The 15,819-nt window shown below is 44.8% G+C and carries 16 protein-coding genes; 3 read left to right on the forward strand and 13 right to left on the reverse strand.

The genetic code is table 11. The annotated features are described in order from the left end of the window. Positions 1-44 precede the first annotated feature (44 nt). From G636_RS18905 to flgB, 11 genes are all read right to left on the reverse strand, one after another. On the reverse strand, positions 45-758 hold the full coding sequence (locus tag G636_RS18905; RefSeq protein ID WP_026508765.1) for a flagellar hook assembly protein FlgD: 714 nt from the start codon (positions 756-758) through the stop codon (positions 45-47). Positions 759-809: 51 nt separating this feature from the next. Next, positions 810-2,357: a flagellar hook-length control protein FliK gene (locus G636_RS0115285; RefSeq protein ID WP_026508766.1), complete on the reverse strand. Its 1,548-nt coding sequence runs from the start codon at positions 2,355-2,357 to the stop codon at positions 810-812. A 321-nt stretch (positions 2,358-2,678) separates the two neighbouring features. Further along, positions 2,679-3,695: a magnesium transporter MgtE N-terminal domain-containing protein gene (locus G636_RS0115290; protein ID WP_026508767.1), complete on the reverse strand. Its 1,017-nt coding sequence runs from the start codon at positions 3,693-3,695 to the stop codon at positions 2,679-2,681. Next, positions 3,688-4,158 carry a flagellar export protein FliJ gene (gene fliJ / locus G636_RS0115295; protein WP_026508768.1) on the reverse strand — a complete coding sequence of 157 codons (471 nt, stop codon included), beginning with the start codon at positions 4,156-4,158 and terminating at the stop codon, positions 3,688-3,690. The genes G636_RS0115290 and fliJ overlap by 8 nt, the downstream gene beginning before the upstream one ends. A gap of 8 nt (positions 4,159-4,166) precedes the next feature. Further along, on the reverse strand, positions 4,167-5,531 hold the full coding sequence (fliI, locus tag G636_RS0115300) for a flagellar protein export ATPase FliI (protein ID WP_035779833.1): 1,365 nt from the start codon (positions 5,529-5,531) through the stop codon (positions 4,167-4,169). 10 nt (positions 5,532-5,541) lie between these two features. Further along, positions 5,542-6,474: a FliH/SctL family protein gene (locus G636_RS0115305; protein WP_026508770.1), complete on the reverse strand. Its 933-nt coding sequence runs from the start codon at positions 6,472-6,474 to the stop codon at positions 5,542-5,544. Next, positions 6,467-7,489: a flagellar motor switch protein FliG gene (gene fliG, locus G636_RS0115310; RefSeq protein ID WP_026508771.1), complete on the reverse strand. Its 1,023-nt coding sequence runs from the start codon at positions 7,487-7,489 to the stop codon at positions 6,467-6,469. The genes G636_RS0115305 and fliG overlap by 8 nt, the downstream gene beginning before the upstream one ends. 22 nt (positions 7,490-7,511) lie before the next feature. Further along, positions 7,512-9,143 carry a flagellar basal-body MS-ring/collar protein FliF gene (gene fliF / locus G636_RS0115315; RefSeq protein ID WP_026508772.1) on the reverse strand — a complete coding sequence of 544 codons (1,632 nt, stop codon included), beginning with the start codon at positions 9,141-9,143 and terminating at the stop codon, positions 7,512-7,514. Between the two features lie 202 nt (positions 9,144-9,345). Then, a complete protein-coding gene (gene fliE / locus G636_RS0115320) occupies positions 9,346-9,681 on the reverse strand; it encodes a flagellar hook-basal body complex protein FliE (protein WP_035779835.1) in 336 nt (111 codons plus the stop codon). Between the two features lie 88 nt (positions 9,682-9,769). After that, complete coding sequence (gene flgC, locus G636_RS0115325) at positions 9,770-10,216, reverse strand: flagellar basal body rod protein FlgC (RefSeq protein WP_026508774.1); 447 nt, start codon at positions 10,214-10,216, stop codon at positions 9,770-9,772. A 29-nt stretch (positions 10,217-10,245) separates the two neighbouring features. Continuing rightward, a complete protein-coding gene (gene flgB, locus G636_RS0115330) occupies positions 10,246-10,644 on the reverse strand; it encodes a flagellar basal body rod protein FlgB (protein ID WP_026508775.1) in 399 nt (132 codons plus the stop codon). A gap of 456 nt (positions 10,645-11,100) precedes the next feature. Between flgB and codY the strand changes: the two genes are divergently transcribed. After that, positions 11,101-11,889, forward strand: coding sequence for a GTP-sensing pleiotropic transcriptional regulator CodY (gene codY / locus G636_RS0115335; protein WP_026508776.1), 789 nt, complete (start codon positions 11,101-11,103; stop codon positions 11,887-11,889). Positions 11,890-12,150: 261 nt separating this feature from the next. Then, entirely contained in the window at positions 12,151-14,241 is a 2,091-nt protein-coding gene (gene topA, locus G636_RS0115340; RefSeq protein ID WP_026508777.1) for a type I DNA topoisomerase, read from the forward strand. 84 nt (positions 14,242-14,325) lie between these two features. On the opposite strand, the gene G636_RS0115345 is transcribed toward topA, so the two are convergent. Both G636_RS0115345 and G636_RS0115350 read right to left on the reverse strand, forming a co-directional pair. Further along, positions 14,326-14,835, reverse strand: a complete 510-nt coding sequence (locus G636_RS0115345) for an ImmA/IrrE family metallo-endopeptidase (protein WP_051227070.1) — start codon at positions 14,833-14,835, stop codon at positions 14,326-14,328. Positions 14,836-14,838: 3 nt separating this feature from the next. Beyond that, the gene (locus G636_RS0115350; protein WP_026508779.1) at positions 14,839-15,252 is read right to left on the reverse strand and encodes a helix-turn-helix domain-containing protein; all 414 of its coding nucleotides are present in this window, start codon (positions 15,250-15,252) and stop codon (positions 14,839-14,841) included. Positions 15,253-15,389: 137 nt separating this feature from the next. Here G636_RS0115350 and G636_RS0115355 point away from each other — a divergent pair, with 137 nt between their 5' ends. Further along, positions 15,390-15,674, forward strand: coding sequence for a hypothetical protein (locus tag G636_RS0115355; RefSeq protein WP_242826988.1), 285 nt, complete (start codon positions 15,390-15,392; stop codon positions 15,672-15,674). Positions 15,675-15,819: the final 145 nt, after the last annotated feature.

The following is a 15,819-nucleotide window of genomic DNA, read 5'->3' on the forward strand; positions in this document are numbered from 1 at the left end:
ATAGAAACTTCATAATAGAAACTTCATAGAAGGATAGCTTCTATTTACTCCATCTCTACTCCGGATATGGCGCCTTTTTCTTCATCAGGCGCTTCTTCCCTGGATGCTTCATCATAAGCAGTCTGAAGAAGCTCAGCATATCTGTTGGCATAGCTATCGATAAGCTTAAGCTCGGACTCTTCAAAGAGTATGCCGGGTTTTGTTGTAAGGGAATTGAAAGCCTGTAGCAGACTTTCCAGATCAGCCTGACTGGAAAGAGTCAGACTCTGCACATCAGGAAGCTTCTTCATCATATTCCTGATCTCATCAGAAGTCTCCACATCCGAGTAATACTTGTCATCCAGCACGCTGGACACCTGGCTTACCTTGTAGGAATTGCCATTTACATGCACATAAGCATCTCCTGCGGAATAAGTCACATAGTCTACCTTACCGGTATCCTTGATGAACTTTACTCCGTCATCATTGGTATCCTCGATCTGAACAGTCTTGCCAACCATCTCGGAGGCACGATTAAGAGTCATGGCATCTGCCATGTTCTGCATCTGTTCAACCTGTGTAAACTGTGCATACTGGGAAATATACTCTGTGTTGGATGTAGGTTCCAGAGGATCCTGATACTTCATCTGGGCTACCAGAAGACTCATGAACTGTTCTTTGTAGTCATTCATCTTCTCAACAGCCTTGTTTTCGGAATTAGAAGCTGCTCCCGACTGGTTGATCACGGAACCATCTTTTACGATCGCATCTACTGACATACGCTAATACCTCACTTCTTTCTTTGCTGACTGCTATAAACCACGATCATATCAGGCTGTATAATCAACCTGATTACCGTTTGCAGCCATCATCTCAGCAGCGATCCTGGTTGTCTCGTCCAGCTCCCCGGCATCTTCCATGTTAAGGTCCAGATCACCAAGGTTAATTCTCCTTGTTTTGCTTTGACGGGCATTGTTTTCACTGCTGTTATTCTCTTTTTGTCCCTGCTCCAGGTTCTGTTCAAAGGCGTGGGTGTCAACTGCCACTTCCACTGCATTTACCTTGATACCCTGCTCATCCAGCTTTTGCTGAAGCTGTACTATCTGGGATGAAAGAGCATTTCTTACTGCATCTGTCTGAGCTGTAAATCTGGCTGTTACTGTTCCGTCCTGCGCCTGCTGTACCATTACCTTTACAGTGCCAAGGCTTGCGGGATGGAGCTGCATCTCAACCTTGCTAAGCTCATCCGTTGTAGTTACGTTTAATCTGTCTACTATCTGTCTGAATATTTCTGTCTGCTGACTTTGATCTGTATATACAGGTCTCTCATTAGCAACCACTTCACCTGCGCCTCTGTTCTCATTTATCAAAGAAGTGGTCTGGATCAGTTCTTCAAAGCCGTTCTTTTTACTGCCTTCATCTGTAAAAGATCTCTTCTGACCGCTATCTGCATCCTTGTTATTATCAAAGGTCTGACTGGCAAGCTTTGGATCTACCTTATCCTCAAAGGCATCTGTCCTGAGATCCTTTACTGTTACCTTTGGTCCATCATCTGTTTCTTTACTGTCTTTAGCCTGGATAAGAGGACTAGCTGTTTCACCGGATATCTTTTCCTCTGATCCCAGGAGCTTTGTGATCTCACCTGAGAATGCAGGATCTTCGTTACCTTCGGGCTTATAACCTGTAAACTTTTGAAGCTCCTTTTCCAGTTCCTCGGGGCTGATACCAAGCTGTTCTGCCAGGTCTCTCTTAACTTCGACCGATCTCTCTATAAGTGCTTTAAGATTAGTGTAGAGGTCTTCGTCTGTGAGTACTACCGAGAGATCTTCGTCACCTGATACCTCGACTATCAGCCTGGTGAGATTCTCAGGATTTAACAGGTCCTGCGGGGGGATCCCCAGATTTGCCATTGCAAGGAGTATCTCATCCTGACTTACTCCAAGCTCCCTTGCAGCATCTTCTACCAGTTCATCACCTGCTTTTGCTGCTTCTTCTTTGACAGCTTCTGTAAGTTCGCTCTTATCCTTGCTCTCAGTCCCCGTTTCATTAGTTACAGATTTTTCTTCTGGCTTATCAGTCTTTAACTGGCCCTTATCCTTATCAGCCTGATTGTCGTCTGTCTTTTCTGTCTTTGTTTGGCCGCTTTCTGCCTTTGGCTGAGCCTTATTGCGATCAGCCTGCAGGTTATTATCCTGCATCATGTTCTGTCTCTTGTTACTGTTTTGTGCGACTTCGACCTTTGCATCATTCATTACATCCGCAAAAGAGAACTCACTTTTGTCATTTTTGTCAGCTTTGACATCGTTTTGTGCTCTGGCACTGCCTGTTTGCAGAGTTGCTGTCAGAGCACTGACATCGCCTGCACTAAGTCCCGGCATTATGCCTCCTTTCTTTCCATATAAATCTTTGACATCCATGTCGGGGATTTGCTTAGAATACTTAAAGAATCTTGGTCTGATCGGAATGCATATCCGTATGCATACACCTTTCAATCACTATATCGGCCTTCATTCATGGCATAATAAGACTTAGCTGCTAAAAAATCAGAAAATCAGCTTAAAAGCACTATTTAATATCTTTTTTCTGATAACACTCAAATATGGTCAAAAGCTATGTTTTTGCACATAAAAATCCCCTTAAAGAAGGCTTTGATAGGCTCAAAAACCTGCTTTAAGAGGATATATATAAGATATCAAAAATCAGTTTGACGAAGCTTCTCCGGAAGCTGAAGAAGCTTCTGATGAAGATGATGCGCCCGTATCGCTGATCCCGCTGCCCACAATATCGGCATCTGTAAGGCTGCTCTTTCGATATCTGTAATTGGACAGCTCGGGAAGATTCTCAGGCTCCATTAGCTCTGTGACAGCATCAGCCACATCCACATTCATAGCAGATAATATAGCTCCCCTGTCATCACTGCTCATCTGATTGAGGATACGTGCAACCAGGGTCAGATCCTGCATACTGTTAAATATATTGGCAGCATTTTCGGCATCCATTGCAGAGAAGGCGGCCACATAGGTCTTGACCTCTTCATCACTGATCTGTCTGGCTACTACCTCTGCATATATCTTCTCTGCCTGGTCAGGATAGATCATGGCATAATAGCTGGCATAAGCATCTGCATCCGGAGCATTATCGGAATATACTATCTCTTCATAGAATTTTTTGCGATCCTCTTCAAAGGATAGCTGTTCCTCTTCAAAAGGGGTGAGCCTGGCAACCTCAGTGGTGAGAGTTTCAATGGATGCAGCAAGACTTGCATTTTTGCTCTGAGCCAGAGCCAGCTCGCTTTCCAGCTGCCTGACATATGCTTCATCTATCCCGTTATCTGATACGCTGGAAGCAGGCGTGGGCAGCTCATCATCTTTATCGGGAAGGAGATTACACAGATAAGGCACATCACCTATAACAGGGCGCATCAGTTCTCCAAGGCCGGCTATATTAAGCTTACACATGACAGCCATGAGCAGCACCCACAACAGAACTATAAGAACCACAGCAAGAAAAGAGCTAAGGCCTGCAGTCTTATCGCCTGTCAGCTCGGCCTGAGCTTCCTCCATCTGCTTTTGTCTTAGTTTCTCCTGCTTACGGGCGGCCTTTTGTTCTTCCTTTAGCTGTTTTCTGTCAGCTTTTATCTTTTTGATGGCCTCCTGGGGATCATCAGGAAGAGAGTATTCCGGCAGTTCCGGTTCTTTTTTCTTCTTATCAGCCATTTGTTCTCCGTCTGTTTTCTACAGTCTTACGTCCGTAGGTGAAGCTGGTCCTTTGATCACTTTCCTTGTACTCGGCATCCTTTTCTTCCGCCAGATATTCATTAAAGGCTCTCTCCTTGAGAGTCTCCTGCATCTTACGCTCCTGCATCTCGGCTGTGAGCTTTGCTCTTGCCTTATCTACAGCATTTTCTGCCCTAACTATCACAGTCTTTTGAGCTTCTATAAGGGCATCCATATTATTTACAGCATTCTGATTAAAGCGGATCTCCATTACATCCAGACGCCCCGTCTGGAGACGTACTATCTCGGACATATAGAATTCACGCCTATTTTGAAGCTCTTCAAGCCTGGCCATTTCTTCATTTAGCTGTGCCTGAGCTGCTCCAAATTCAGCTTTGGCCTGGGATTCAGTCTTTAATTTAAGGTCCAGGATGCTCTGCATCCTGTATCTGAAACGGGCCATAACTACTCCTACTTATTATCAGGAAATAGAGCAAAAAGCTTGTCCATTATCTCTTCAAAGGTGAACTTTTCGTCGGTTCCCTGGAGAAGGAAGTCATTTACTCCGTCAATCATCTCGATGGCAAAATCAATATTTTTATTTGCTCCCTTCTTATAAGCACCTATATTGATCAGATCTTCCGCATCATTATAGGTTGCCATGACATTCTTAAAACGTCCTGCAGCTCTTTTTTGCTCAGGGCTTGCTATAGCGCTCATACATCTGGATATGGACTGAAGGACATCAATAGCAGGATAATGATTCTTCTGAGCCAGCTTTCTGTTAAGGACTATATGGCCATCCAGAATGGATCTTGCAGTATCTGTTATGGGTTCATTAAAGTCATCACCGTCTACAAGTACTGTATAGAGACCTGTGATAGATCCCTTTCCGGACCTTCCTGCCCTTTCAAGGAGCTTTGGCATCTCTGCATATACGCTGGGGGGATAGCCCCTGGATACAGGAGGCTCGCCGCTGGCAAGGCCTATCTCTCTTTGAGCCATGGAGAATCTGGTAAGCGAATCCATCATCAGAAGTACATCCTTGCCCTGATCCCTGAAATACTCAGCAATGGAGGTGGCAGTCTTGGCAGCCTTCACTCTCTCAAGAGCAGGCTTGTCAGAGGTAGCTACGACCACCACAGACCTCTTCATGCCTTCAGGTCCCATGTCTCTTTCTATAAATTCCCTTACTTCTCTTCCACGTTCTCCAATAAGGGCTATAACATTGATATCGGCTTTTGTATTACGGGCAAACATACCAAGGAGTGTGGATTTACCTACGCCGGAGCCTGCAAATATGCCTATCCTCTGACCTTTGCCTACGGTAAGGAGCCCGTCCACTGCCTTGACGCCAAGAGGAAGCACCTCAGATATGGGATCTCTGCTCATGGGATCCGGAGGCTGATTTTCAACTGAATAGGATATTCCATTTTCCAATGAATGCCCCTGTCCAAAGCTGGTACCGTCTATCCTGCCAAGGCCGTCCAGTGTCTGTCCCAAAAGGCCGTCTCCCACATTTACTCTAAGAGGAGACTCGGTATTCTCCACAATGGAACCTGATCCTATTCCGCTGGTATTCTCATAGGGCATCAGCTGGACTCTTCCGTCAGCAAAGCCTACTACTTCTGCCATTGTAGGCCTGCCGGATAGTCTTACTATAGAGGAATCCTCTTTTTGCTTGGGATAGATATAGCAGATATCTCCCATCTTGGCATCGGGACCTGCGGATTCTATAGTCAGACCTACAATATTTACAACTTTTCCCCTGGTCCTGTAGAAGGTCTGGGTCTCAAGCTTTTTGTATCTGGCATAATCTATAAGTCCGCTGCTCATCAGTTTCCCTCTATTTTCTTCGGTCGTAAGATAAGAGCCTTATCTTTCTGGAGAGCTCCTCCAGCTCTACTCCCACGCTGCAGTCAAAGATACCGCCGTCAGTCTCTATAATGCACTCATTTTCATGGAGAGTGGGATCCTCCACCAGCTCCATATTGATGTCAGGATTGGTCACATTCTGCATCAGATCATTCTTGGCATCAAATATCATGTCATAATCATCGGGTGATACATGGACAATAAGACCTCCCGAAGGCTCTATCCTGGACAGGGAGGTCTGAAGAAGATGAAGTATGATATCCTTATCCTCTCTAAAAGATATATTAAAGACATGCTCATATATCTTGGTAAGAGTCTCCACCATCTCAGGCTCAATAGTCATGAGCATCCGTTCATATTCGGCAGTGAGATTGTCCTGCTGGGCTTTTAATAGCTGAGCTGATTTTTTTTCAGCTTCCGCAAGGCCCTCATTAAGTCCCTGGTCAAAGCCCTGCTTCCTGCCTTCTTCCTGGGCCTTTTTTCTGATCTTCTCTGCTTCGGCTCTGGCATCAGCAACAATGGAATTCGCCTGAGTCTGCGCATCATCAAGGATCTGGTCGATCTCTTTCTGAGTATTGGGAGGAACTACCGGGGTAGCAGGCGCTTCCTGGGATACATCATCCTGCTCACCCCCAAAGTCAGTGAGGTTCATCTCTGCCGGCATATCCTCAAAGCCCGACTGATCCTGGGTAAGCCTGTCAAGCTTCTCCATATCAATATCGCCTTCATCAGGATCATAATCGTCATAGTAGGCATCGTTTTCTGCCTCGGCAAGCTTTGCCCTGCGCTTTGCCTCTTCCTCTTTTTTTTCCAATATCAGCTGATTGACCAGCTCATTATTATCTATTACCCTGGCATCATCTGTTTCCAGGTTGACAAAGTAACCTTTAACAAGATTAGACAACTATCTCGCCACCTCCGCCTCTTGAAATGATGATCTCGCCGGAATCCTCCAGCTTTCTGATGATATTTACTATCTTCTGCTGAGCTTCCTCTACATCCTTCATTCTTACAGGACCCATAAAGTCCATATCTTCTCTTATCATTACAGCCAGACGCTTGGAGAGGTTGTTGAATATTGCATTCTGCACCTGTTCATTGGCAGCCTTACATGCAAGAGCCAGGTCGGAATTATCAACATCACGCAGCACTCTCTGAATGGATCTGTCGTCCAGCATAAGGATATCCTCGAATACGAACATCTTCTTGCGGATCTCGTCTGCCAGTTCGGGCTCTTCGATCTCCAGAGTCTCCATGATATGCTTCTCTGTCTGACGGTCTACTGTATTGAGGATCTCTACTACAGCGTCTACGCCGCCGATGATTGTATAATCCTGATTTACCAGGCTCGAGAGCTTGGTCTCCAGTACTTTCTCTACATCCTTGATGGTATCGGGGCTGGTTCTGTCCATGGTAGCTATCCTCTTTGCAACATCTGCCTGTCTGTCCGGAGGAAGAGATCCCAAGATCTGAGCACTTTGCTGTGGTGACATATATGACAATATCAGTGCGATGGTCTGAGGATGCTCCTCCTGTATGAAGGTCAGTATCTGGGATGGATCAGTCTTTCTGATAAATTCAAAAGGCTTAACCTGAAGTGATGCAGTCAGCTTACTGATTACATCAATAGCCTTGTCTTCACCAAGGGCCTTTTCAAGCAGCTCCTTGGCATAGGTGATACCTCCCTCTGCAATATATTGCTGGGCCAGGCACACACCATAGAAATCGTTGATCACAGCCTCTTTGACCTCTGATGACACGCTTCTGGTGTTGGCGATCTCAAGAGTCAGATCCTCAATCTCTTCTTCCTTTAGATATTTAAATACCAAAGAAGATTTTTCAGGACCAAGAGCGATCAGGAGTACTGCCGCCTTTTGGGTGCCTGTCATTTCCTCCAATAAGCTGTTGTCAGATGCCATAATACTTCCCCCATATTAGTATTTACATTCCAAAATCTTCATTCAGCCAGTTCCTAAGGAGATTTGCAGCAGCTTCGGGATTGGATTCGATAAACTGCTCTATGAGCTTCTTGGTCTCAGAGCCCTCATCTATCTCAATATCCCCAAGCATCTCATGCTCTGCAGCCTGGGATTCCAAGAGCTGCTCCACAGAGAGCTCCTGAGGCTCCTCTTCCACCTCTTCCTGTCGTTCTGCTCTCAGGCTCCTGAGTATTACAAATGCAAGCAGACCCAGGATCACCAGGATCAGTAGTATCTGCAGCACATCTGTAACTGATATGTTTAGGCCTTCGCTGTCAAAATATACATTTTCATCGCAAAGAGCGACTGTTATATTCTCATTGCTTATGCCTGTAGCAGTGGATACCAGGTTCTGGAGCCTGATCAAAGTAGCTGAATCTATTGTGTCAGTCACATCCACAGGCGCCGTGTGGCTGGCCTTATATTCAGCCCAGCTTTGTCCGTCATGTTCATCAGGCTTGTAGTCTTCCTGTTTGATAACTATATAATTGATCGCAGATACTGATATGGAAGAATCTTCTGTATTGATTTTGCCCGGAGGCGTATGAGTGTTGGTGATCCTCTCATTGGGCAGATAGTCCTTGGCATTCTCTGAAGTGGAGGACTGATAATTGTCTCTGTCCTCGGTCACATAGGTAGTATCATCATTGGTGTCTGTCCCGGGTACTCCTGTCTCTCCGCCGCTGGTGGACTGCTTGTAGTTCTCTTCATGGCTGAGCACCCCCTGAGAACCGCCATCAACAGGAGTATAGGTATGATTGGTATCTTCTATGGATGAGAAGTCCATGCTGAGATTGGGAGCTACCTCTACATTGTCATACAGATTAGTTCCCAATATGACACTCTTTACCTGACCCTCGATGTATTTTTCCATCTTTTGCTTCAAAGTCAGTTGGGTGGAAGCTGTTCCCATGGAATCATCGCTTTCACCTGTAAAGAGCATATTACCGGAGGTATCAAGAATGGTAACGTTCTGAGTAGAATCATTACCCAGAGCTGTAGCCACTATCTTTGCAACATAAGCTGCATTGTCATCAGTAAATTTCTCGGGATCATTTAGCTGCAGGATCACGCTGGCAGTAGGTTTTTCCTTGGAAGCTATCAGCGTCCCGTCATCTGAAGGTACGTGTAAAGTGATGCGGCAATTATCAATTGTCTCTATGGTCTTTAAGTCAGATGTCAGCTTATTTTCCAGGTATGCCACATACTTCTTTTGCTTATCCGATTCCGTGGTGGAAAAGCTGGAATTGGTAGCAGCATCAATAGTATAATCAGCTGCCTGTACACCGTTTGCAGCAAGAAGGAGCCTGGCATCTATCACCTGCTTATCCAGTACCTTGAAAGTCACAGCATCATCTGCGATCTGATAGCTTATGGAATTTTCCTGCAAAAGGTCTCTGATAGTAGACGCTTCTGCAGGCGTCTCAGCAGTTACAAGATAAGAATAATTTGGCTGTGTGAGAACTGTCACCAGAATGATCAGTGTCATGACCGCAGCTGCAGCCACCACAACTATCAGAGTCTTTTGACGGGTGGTGAAGCGGTTCCACCACTCTTTGATTCGATCAAGAATATTTTTAATCTGTTCCGGCATAAGATCCTCCCCTGGTCATCATCCCGAAAAATACAGCAATAAATACATTTTTGAATATTCTTCATAACGAGCCTTGCGCAATCATTCAAAAATGTATTTTTGTGCTTGCACAGAAAAAGACATTTTTGAATGATTGCATTTGGCGACTATCGCCAAACGACAGAATGCGAAGCATTCTGGAGTCTGCAAGGCTCGTTATATGTCAGAACTGCATCTGCATAAGCTGGTTATATGCAGTCAGTACCCTGTCTCTGATGGCTACTGTATACTGCAGTGCCGTAGATGCCTTTTGAAGAGCTATAGTCAGATCATGAGTATTCTCAGATTGTCCCAGTGCCCATTTGATCTCTTCATTTTCAGCATCAGACAGGTAGGCATTTGTTGTATTTATATTTTCCACAGCCTGGTCAAAGAGCATCGAAAAAGTATTGCCGTCATCAGTCACTCTTGCCACAGGGTTCTTTACCTTGCTATAAAGCTCTTCTGCCGCTTTTATAGCACCTGATCTTACGTTGGTGATAGTGGATATATCTGCCATTTTTACCCCCCTTACAGCATCTAACAAGCTGTATCAGGCTCCCAAAAAGGTCTGATCAGCATCCAAACTTACAAAAGCTGCATTCTTATCAGCTCTTACCCATTGTCAGGCCCTGGGACGCCATATTCTTGCTGGCATTAAAAGCGGTGAGATTGGCCTGATATGCATTGCTTGCGTCTATAAGATTAGTCATCTCGGTGACTATATTGACATTGGGATAGGTTACATATCCGTCTTCATCAGCATCGGGATGGGAAGGATCATATACAATATTCATTTGGGTCTCATTGTCCTCCCTTACGGAAGTGACCTTTACACCCTTACCGGAATATGACCTTAGTCTGCTGTTTAATATTTTCTGAAATTGTGAAGGATGCTCTTTTTCCGCAAAAGTCACAACCTTACGGACATAAGGATCCCCATCTTCATTTCTGGTGGAATTGGCATTTGCGATATTCTCGGATATGATATCCATGCGAAAGCGCTGGGCTGTAAGCCCTGATGCATTGATATCAAAAGATGTAAATAATGACATATCAGATTCCTCCTTTGACTCTATCTATATCAGGATGGATTCTTCATAGCTGTCTGCAAATTCTGAAATTGACTTGTAAGAGACGTGATCACGCCCTGATACTTAAGCTGGTTAGAAGCCAGTTCCACGTTTTCCTGCTCAGGATCCACATTGTTGCGATCAAGTCTGTAGGAATAATTGGCACTGTCATAATAGCTCCTGCCCGTGATCTTCTGCCCCCTTAAGGATGCTACCTTGGCATCAAGAGACCTGTATTTTGAATTGCCAAGAGCTCTTGCCAGCTCACCTTCAAAATCCAGATCCTCTCTCTTGTAACCGGGAGTTGTGGCATTGGCCAGATTGTTGGCAATAATGTCATTCCTCTTCCAGGCTGCATCAGCAGTGGAATGAAGCACGTCAATATAATCAAATACACCGGAGTTGATCATATAGATTCCCCCTTATCGGAACATTTCATCACAGTCATAAAAAACGCGACAAATTATCCAATTACTCAATATTTATGATATACGATTTTTCGTAAATTTGCAATAATTTTCACGTATTTAGCTTGAATTTACAGACTATATTCCGTATATATATCGGAATGTATGACAATGAAGTACATCCTTGTATATATGACATTGAAGTACATCCCTGTACTTCAGAGCATATCATAATACATCCTTGTATATACGCCATTTAAGAATATGTTAAATATAAAATCAATACAGCAAATGGCGACTTATATTCACCCTTTTTATATTGTCAGAATTTTTGCACAATTACCCTTATATCGTTTATTTTTCGCTCATTATCATTGTAAATTCGACTAATATGTGATACTATATGAAATGTGTGAATATTTTGTATAGTATCAAAACCGTCTTGAAAAGGAGATTCAAATGAGCAGTGTTCAACTTCTCGATAAAACAAGGAAGATCGGTCAATTATTACATAATTCAAATTCCGGCAAGGTGATTTTCAATGATATCTGCGAAGTCCTGGGCGATACCCTTGGTTCCAATGTTCTGGTCATTTCCAGAAAGGGCAAGGTCCTGGGCTATGCCAAGACAGGCGATAACAAAAGTATCGAAGAGCTTTTGGTAGATGATGTAGGCGGCTTTATTGATAATATGCTCAACGAAAGGCTCCTCAACATCCTCTCCACCAAAGAAAATGTCAACCTGGAAACTCTGGGCTTTACAAGTAGTGAGTCATCTGTTCACCAGGCTATCATTACGCCTATTGAGATCGCAGGTGAGCGTCTGGGCACTCTTTTCATTTACAGGACTAGCAGCAGCTATGATATCGATGACATCATACTCTGCGAATACGGCACCACAGTTGTGGGCCTTGAGATGCTCCGCGCCGTAAATGAAGAAAATGCCGAAGAGAGCCGCAAGATCGCTGTTGTAAAGTCCGCCATCAGTACACTCTCCTTCTCTGAAATGGAAGCTATCATCCATATCTTTGATGAGCTGGATGGTATGGAAGGCGTGCTGGTTGCCAGCAAGATCGCAGACAGAGTAGGCATTACCAGGTCTGTAATAGTCAATGCCCTTAGGAAATTTGAATCAGCAGGAGTCATCGAATCCAGGAGCTCCGGTATGAAGGGCACCTATATCAAGGTCCTTAATGATGTGGTATTTGACGAAGTCAAAAAATTAAAAAAGGATTATATCAAAAGCTGAATATCTGATTTTTGATCCATAGGTGTTCTTTTTTTAGCAACTGGCTCATAGCTTTAAAACCGAACAATAGTTACGGAAAATATGCAGATCTTAAGAGCCCATTTTCAAATGGGCTCTTTTTATCATTGCGCAATCGTAAAAATAAGTGTATAGTTCACTCTTGACAATGAATTCTTTTTTTATAGGAAAATACAAGTTGCAGTTATGAGGTAAAAGACCGCAAGCCGCAACTCAAATAATCCCAAAGGAGAATCTTTAATCATGGCAGGAACTAAGAAATTACTTATAGTCGAGTCCCCGACCAAGGTCAAAGCAATCAAGAAATTCCTGGGCAGCTCCTACGATGTTGCAGCCAGCAACGGACACGTAAGAGACCTCCCCAAATCACAGATGGGAATCGATATTGAGAACGATTTCGAACCCAAGTATATAACAATCAGAGGCAAGGGTGATCTCCTGGCAGATCTTAGAAAGAAGGTCAAGAAGGCCGATCAGATCTATCTCGCAACCGACCCTGACCGAGAAGGTGAAGCCATCAGCTGGCATCTGATCTCCGCTCTCAAGCTGGAGGATACCGGCAAGAAGGTTTACAGGGTTACCTTCAACGAGATTACCAAAAATGCTGTAAAGGAGGCCCTTAAGGAGCCTCGAGAAATAGACATGAACCTGGTAGATGCACAGCAGGCCAGACGAGTCCTGGACAGAATGGTGGGATACCGCATATCTCCGCTTCTCTGGGGCAAGATCAAAAGAGGTCTGTCCGCAGGCCGTGTTCAATCTGTAGCACTGAGGATCATCTGCGACAGAGAGGATGAGATCAACGCTTTCATCCCCAAGGAATACTGGACATTGGACGCCAGCCTGAATATTGCCGGTGAAAAGAAGCCCCTGGTAGCCCGCTACTATGGAGAGGGCGACGAAAAGAAAGAAATCGGATCCAAAGAAGAGCTGGACCAGCTCATGGCATCTCTTAAAGGCGCCAAATTCAAAGTAAACTCTGTTAAAAAGAGCGAAAGGATGAAGAAGCCTCCGCTTCCCTTTACCACATCCACACTACAGCAGGAAGCCTCCAGATCTCTGAACTTCAGCACTCAAAAGACTATGAGGATCGCCCAGCAGCTCTATGAAGGAATCGATATACCGGGCAGCGGCACCGTAGGTATGATCACATATCTTCGTACCGATTCCACCCGTATCTCTGATGAAGCTATTGCAGCTGCCGGCCAGTACATTAAGGAAGCTTTCGGACCTGAATATCTTCTCTCTGATGAAGTCAAGGCCAAGAATGCTCAAAAGATCCAGGATGCTCACGAAGCTATCAGGCCTACAGATGTAGGACGTACTCCCGTTGCAGTCAAGGATTATCTCTCTCGTGACCAGTTCAGACTCTATCAGCTGATCTGGAGAAGATTTTTGGCTTGCAGAATGGCAGCAGCCAAATATGAGACCACTTCTGTCAAGATAGATGCCGGTAGCAGCCGTTTTACCGTTGCTGCATCCAAGACAGTCTTTGACGGTTTCATGAACGTATATACAGATGAGGATGATAAGATCGAGAAGAATACTCTGGTCAAGGGTATCGATGAAAAATCTTCTCTTAGCTGCAAGGAACTCATACCTGAACAGCATTTCACTCAGCCCAAGGGTCATTATACAGAAGCATCTCTGGTACATGATCTGGAACAGCTGGGAATCGGTCGTCCTTCAACCTACGCTCCTACCATCTCTACCATCCTGAGCAGACACTATATTACCAAGGAAGGCAAGAATATATTCGTAACAGAGCTGGGTGAAGCAGTTAATAAGATCATGAAGGAGCAGTTTGGCTCCATAGTAAACGTCAACTTCACTGCCAATCTGGAAACTCTCCTGGACGGCGTGGCTGAAGGAAGCGTTAAATGGAAGACTATCATCAAGAACTTCTATCCTGACCTGGATGAGGCTGTAAATATAGCCGAGAAAGAAATGGAAAAGGTAGAGATCGCAGACGAAGAAACAGACATTGAGTGCGAGAACTGCGGCAGAAAGATGGTCATCAAATACGGCCCTCACGGCAAGTTCCTTGCTTGCCCCGGCTTCCCTGAATGCCGCAATACCAAGCCTTACTTTGAAAAGATAGATGTTACCTGCCCCAAGTGCGGCGGCGACATAGTGATCAAGAAGACACGCAAAGGCCGTCGTTACTATGGCTGTACCGGCTTCCCGGATTGCGATTTCATGACCTGGCAAAAGCCCTCCAAGACCAAATGCCCCCAGTGCGGCGGTCTGATGCTGGAGAAGGGCAACAAGCTGGTATGCTCCGATACAGAATGCGGCTATGTATGCGACAAGCCCGAAGAAGATAAGGAATAAAATAATAGCTGCAAGTCTTGATAGATCAAGGCTTGCAGCTTTTTAAAACCATAAAAAGCAAGGCATGCTCATCGCCATATACAGCTAGTCCTTCAAAAAATCACTCCTGCTCTCCTGCCTCCTGAAGTCATAGCCTCTCCTGATCATATCGGATATCTTGAGCCCCAGGAGATTACTGTCTACCCTTAGATAGCCCGCAGCCTGGCTGATATCCATCTCCCTGCTGACGCACTCCAGGACATCCTCATCAGTTATGAGAATGTGCGCTGCAAAGAGATTAGCTTCATATTCCATGCGGCTGTTCTGGGTATCAAAAAGAGTCTGGTCAAAGAACACCCCTGCAGCATCCCTGTGGAGCATATCATGACCAATTTCATGTAAGAGCACCATCTTATAAGAGACCTCATCAAGATCTTCTTTGATAAAAATATAGGGCTGTCCGGATATCAGCTTATACACACCCTTCTGTTTCTTAAAAGGAATGGGCCTGACTTCGATCCCAAGAAAAGAAGCCAGAGCATGGGGATCTCCTGTCCCGGCATCCTTTAGCAGCTCATCGGCAGCAGCCACTATATGTTCATTAGTATTTAGCAAGGCTTAATTCTTCCTCTTCTTACCGCTGACGATACCCTTCTTTCTGCTGGCTCTCTTGGCATCAATATAAGCCTCCTGGACTGCCAGCATCAGAGTATCCATGTCCTCTTCTTCCATCTCGCCGCCGGCAAAAAGGCCTGCAAGCTCGCTTACAAGCTCCTCTGCCTCTCTTCTGCCGCCTCTGCCAAATTCCTCCTGGGCCTCCATCAGGAATCTGTCATCACCTGATGCCAGCTCTGTGGGATCCACCTCCAGTACCTGAGCCAGCTCTCTTAGCAGCTTGGTAGTCCTGGGTATACTGATATCAGTCTCATAAGAGGATATGGTCCTCTGTGCTATTCCCAGCTGATCTGCCAGCTCTGTCTGGGACAAACCTATTCTCTTCCTGGCTCTTCTAACATTCTCTCCAAATGACATATATCTCCTCCTGTTGACATTAGCATTTTAAAATCATAAAATAAAATCAAGACGAATAAATGCTAAGACTATGATAGCTTAATGCTGTAACTTTTTCAAGAGAAATATACGTAATATGTATAAGGAAAATGCTAATTATGAGAGTAGATGATAAAGAGAATCTGATGAAAGTATATGTAGACGTGGAAGCAGTCTTTACCAGAGACGGCTTTCTAAAGCCCAAGTATGTCGTTTGGGAGGATGGCAGGCGCTACAATATAGACAAGATCAGAAGCTGTAGGCGTGCTGCCAGTACTGATGCAGGCGGCATAGGTATCATGTATATATGCATGGTCTCAGGCCGGGAGGTACGGCTATTCTATGAAGAGAACTACAGATGGTTTGTATGCAGGGCCGCTCCACCCCCGGAAAACAGTGCATAAGGAGTAAAATGCATGGATGCATTTCTATGTCGTAGAATGCAAGGATGCATTTCTATGTCGTAAAATGCAAGGATGCATTTCGACATGCTCAGAAATGCACGGATGCATTTCTATGTCGTAAAAACCGCTCATTAGCATTTTTAAT

The organism is Butyrivibrio sp. MC2013 (assembly GCF_000424585.1).
Lineage (GTDB): Bacteria > Bacillota > Clostridia > Lachnospirales > Lachnospiraceae > Butyrivibrio.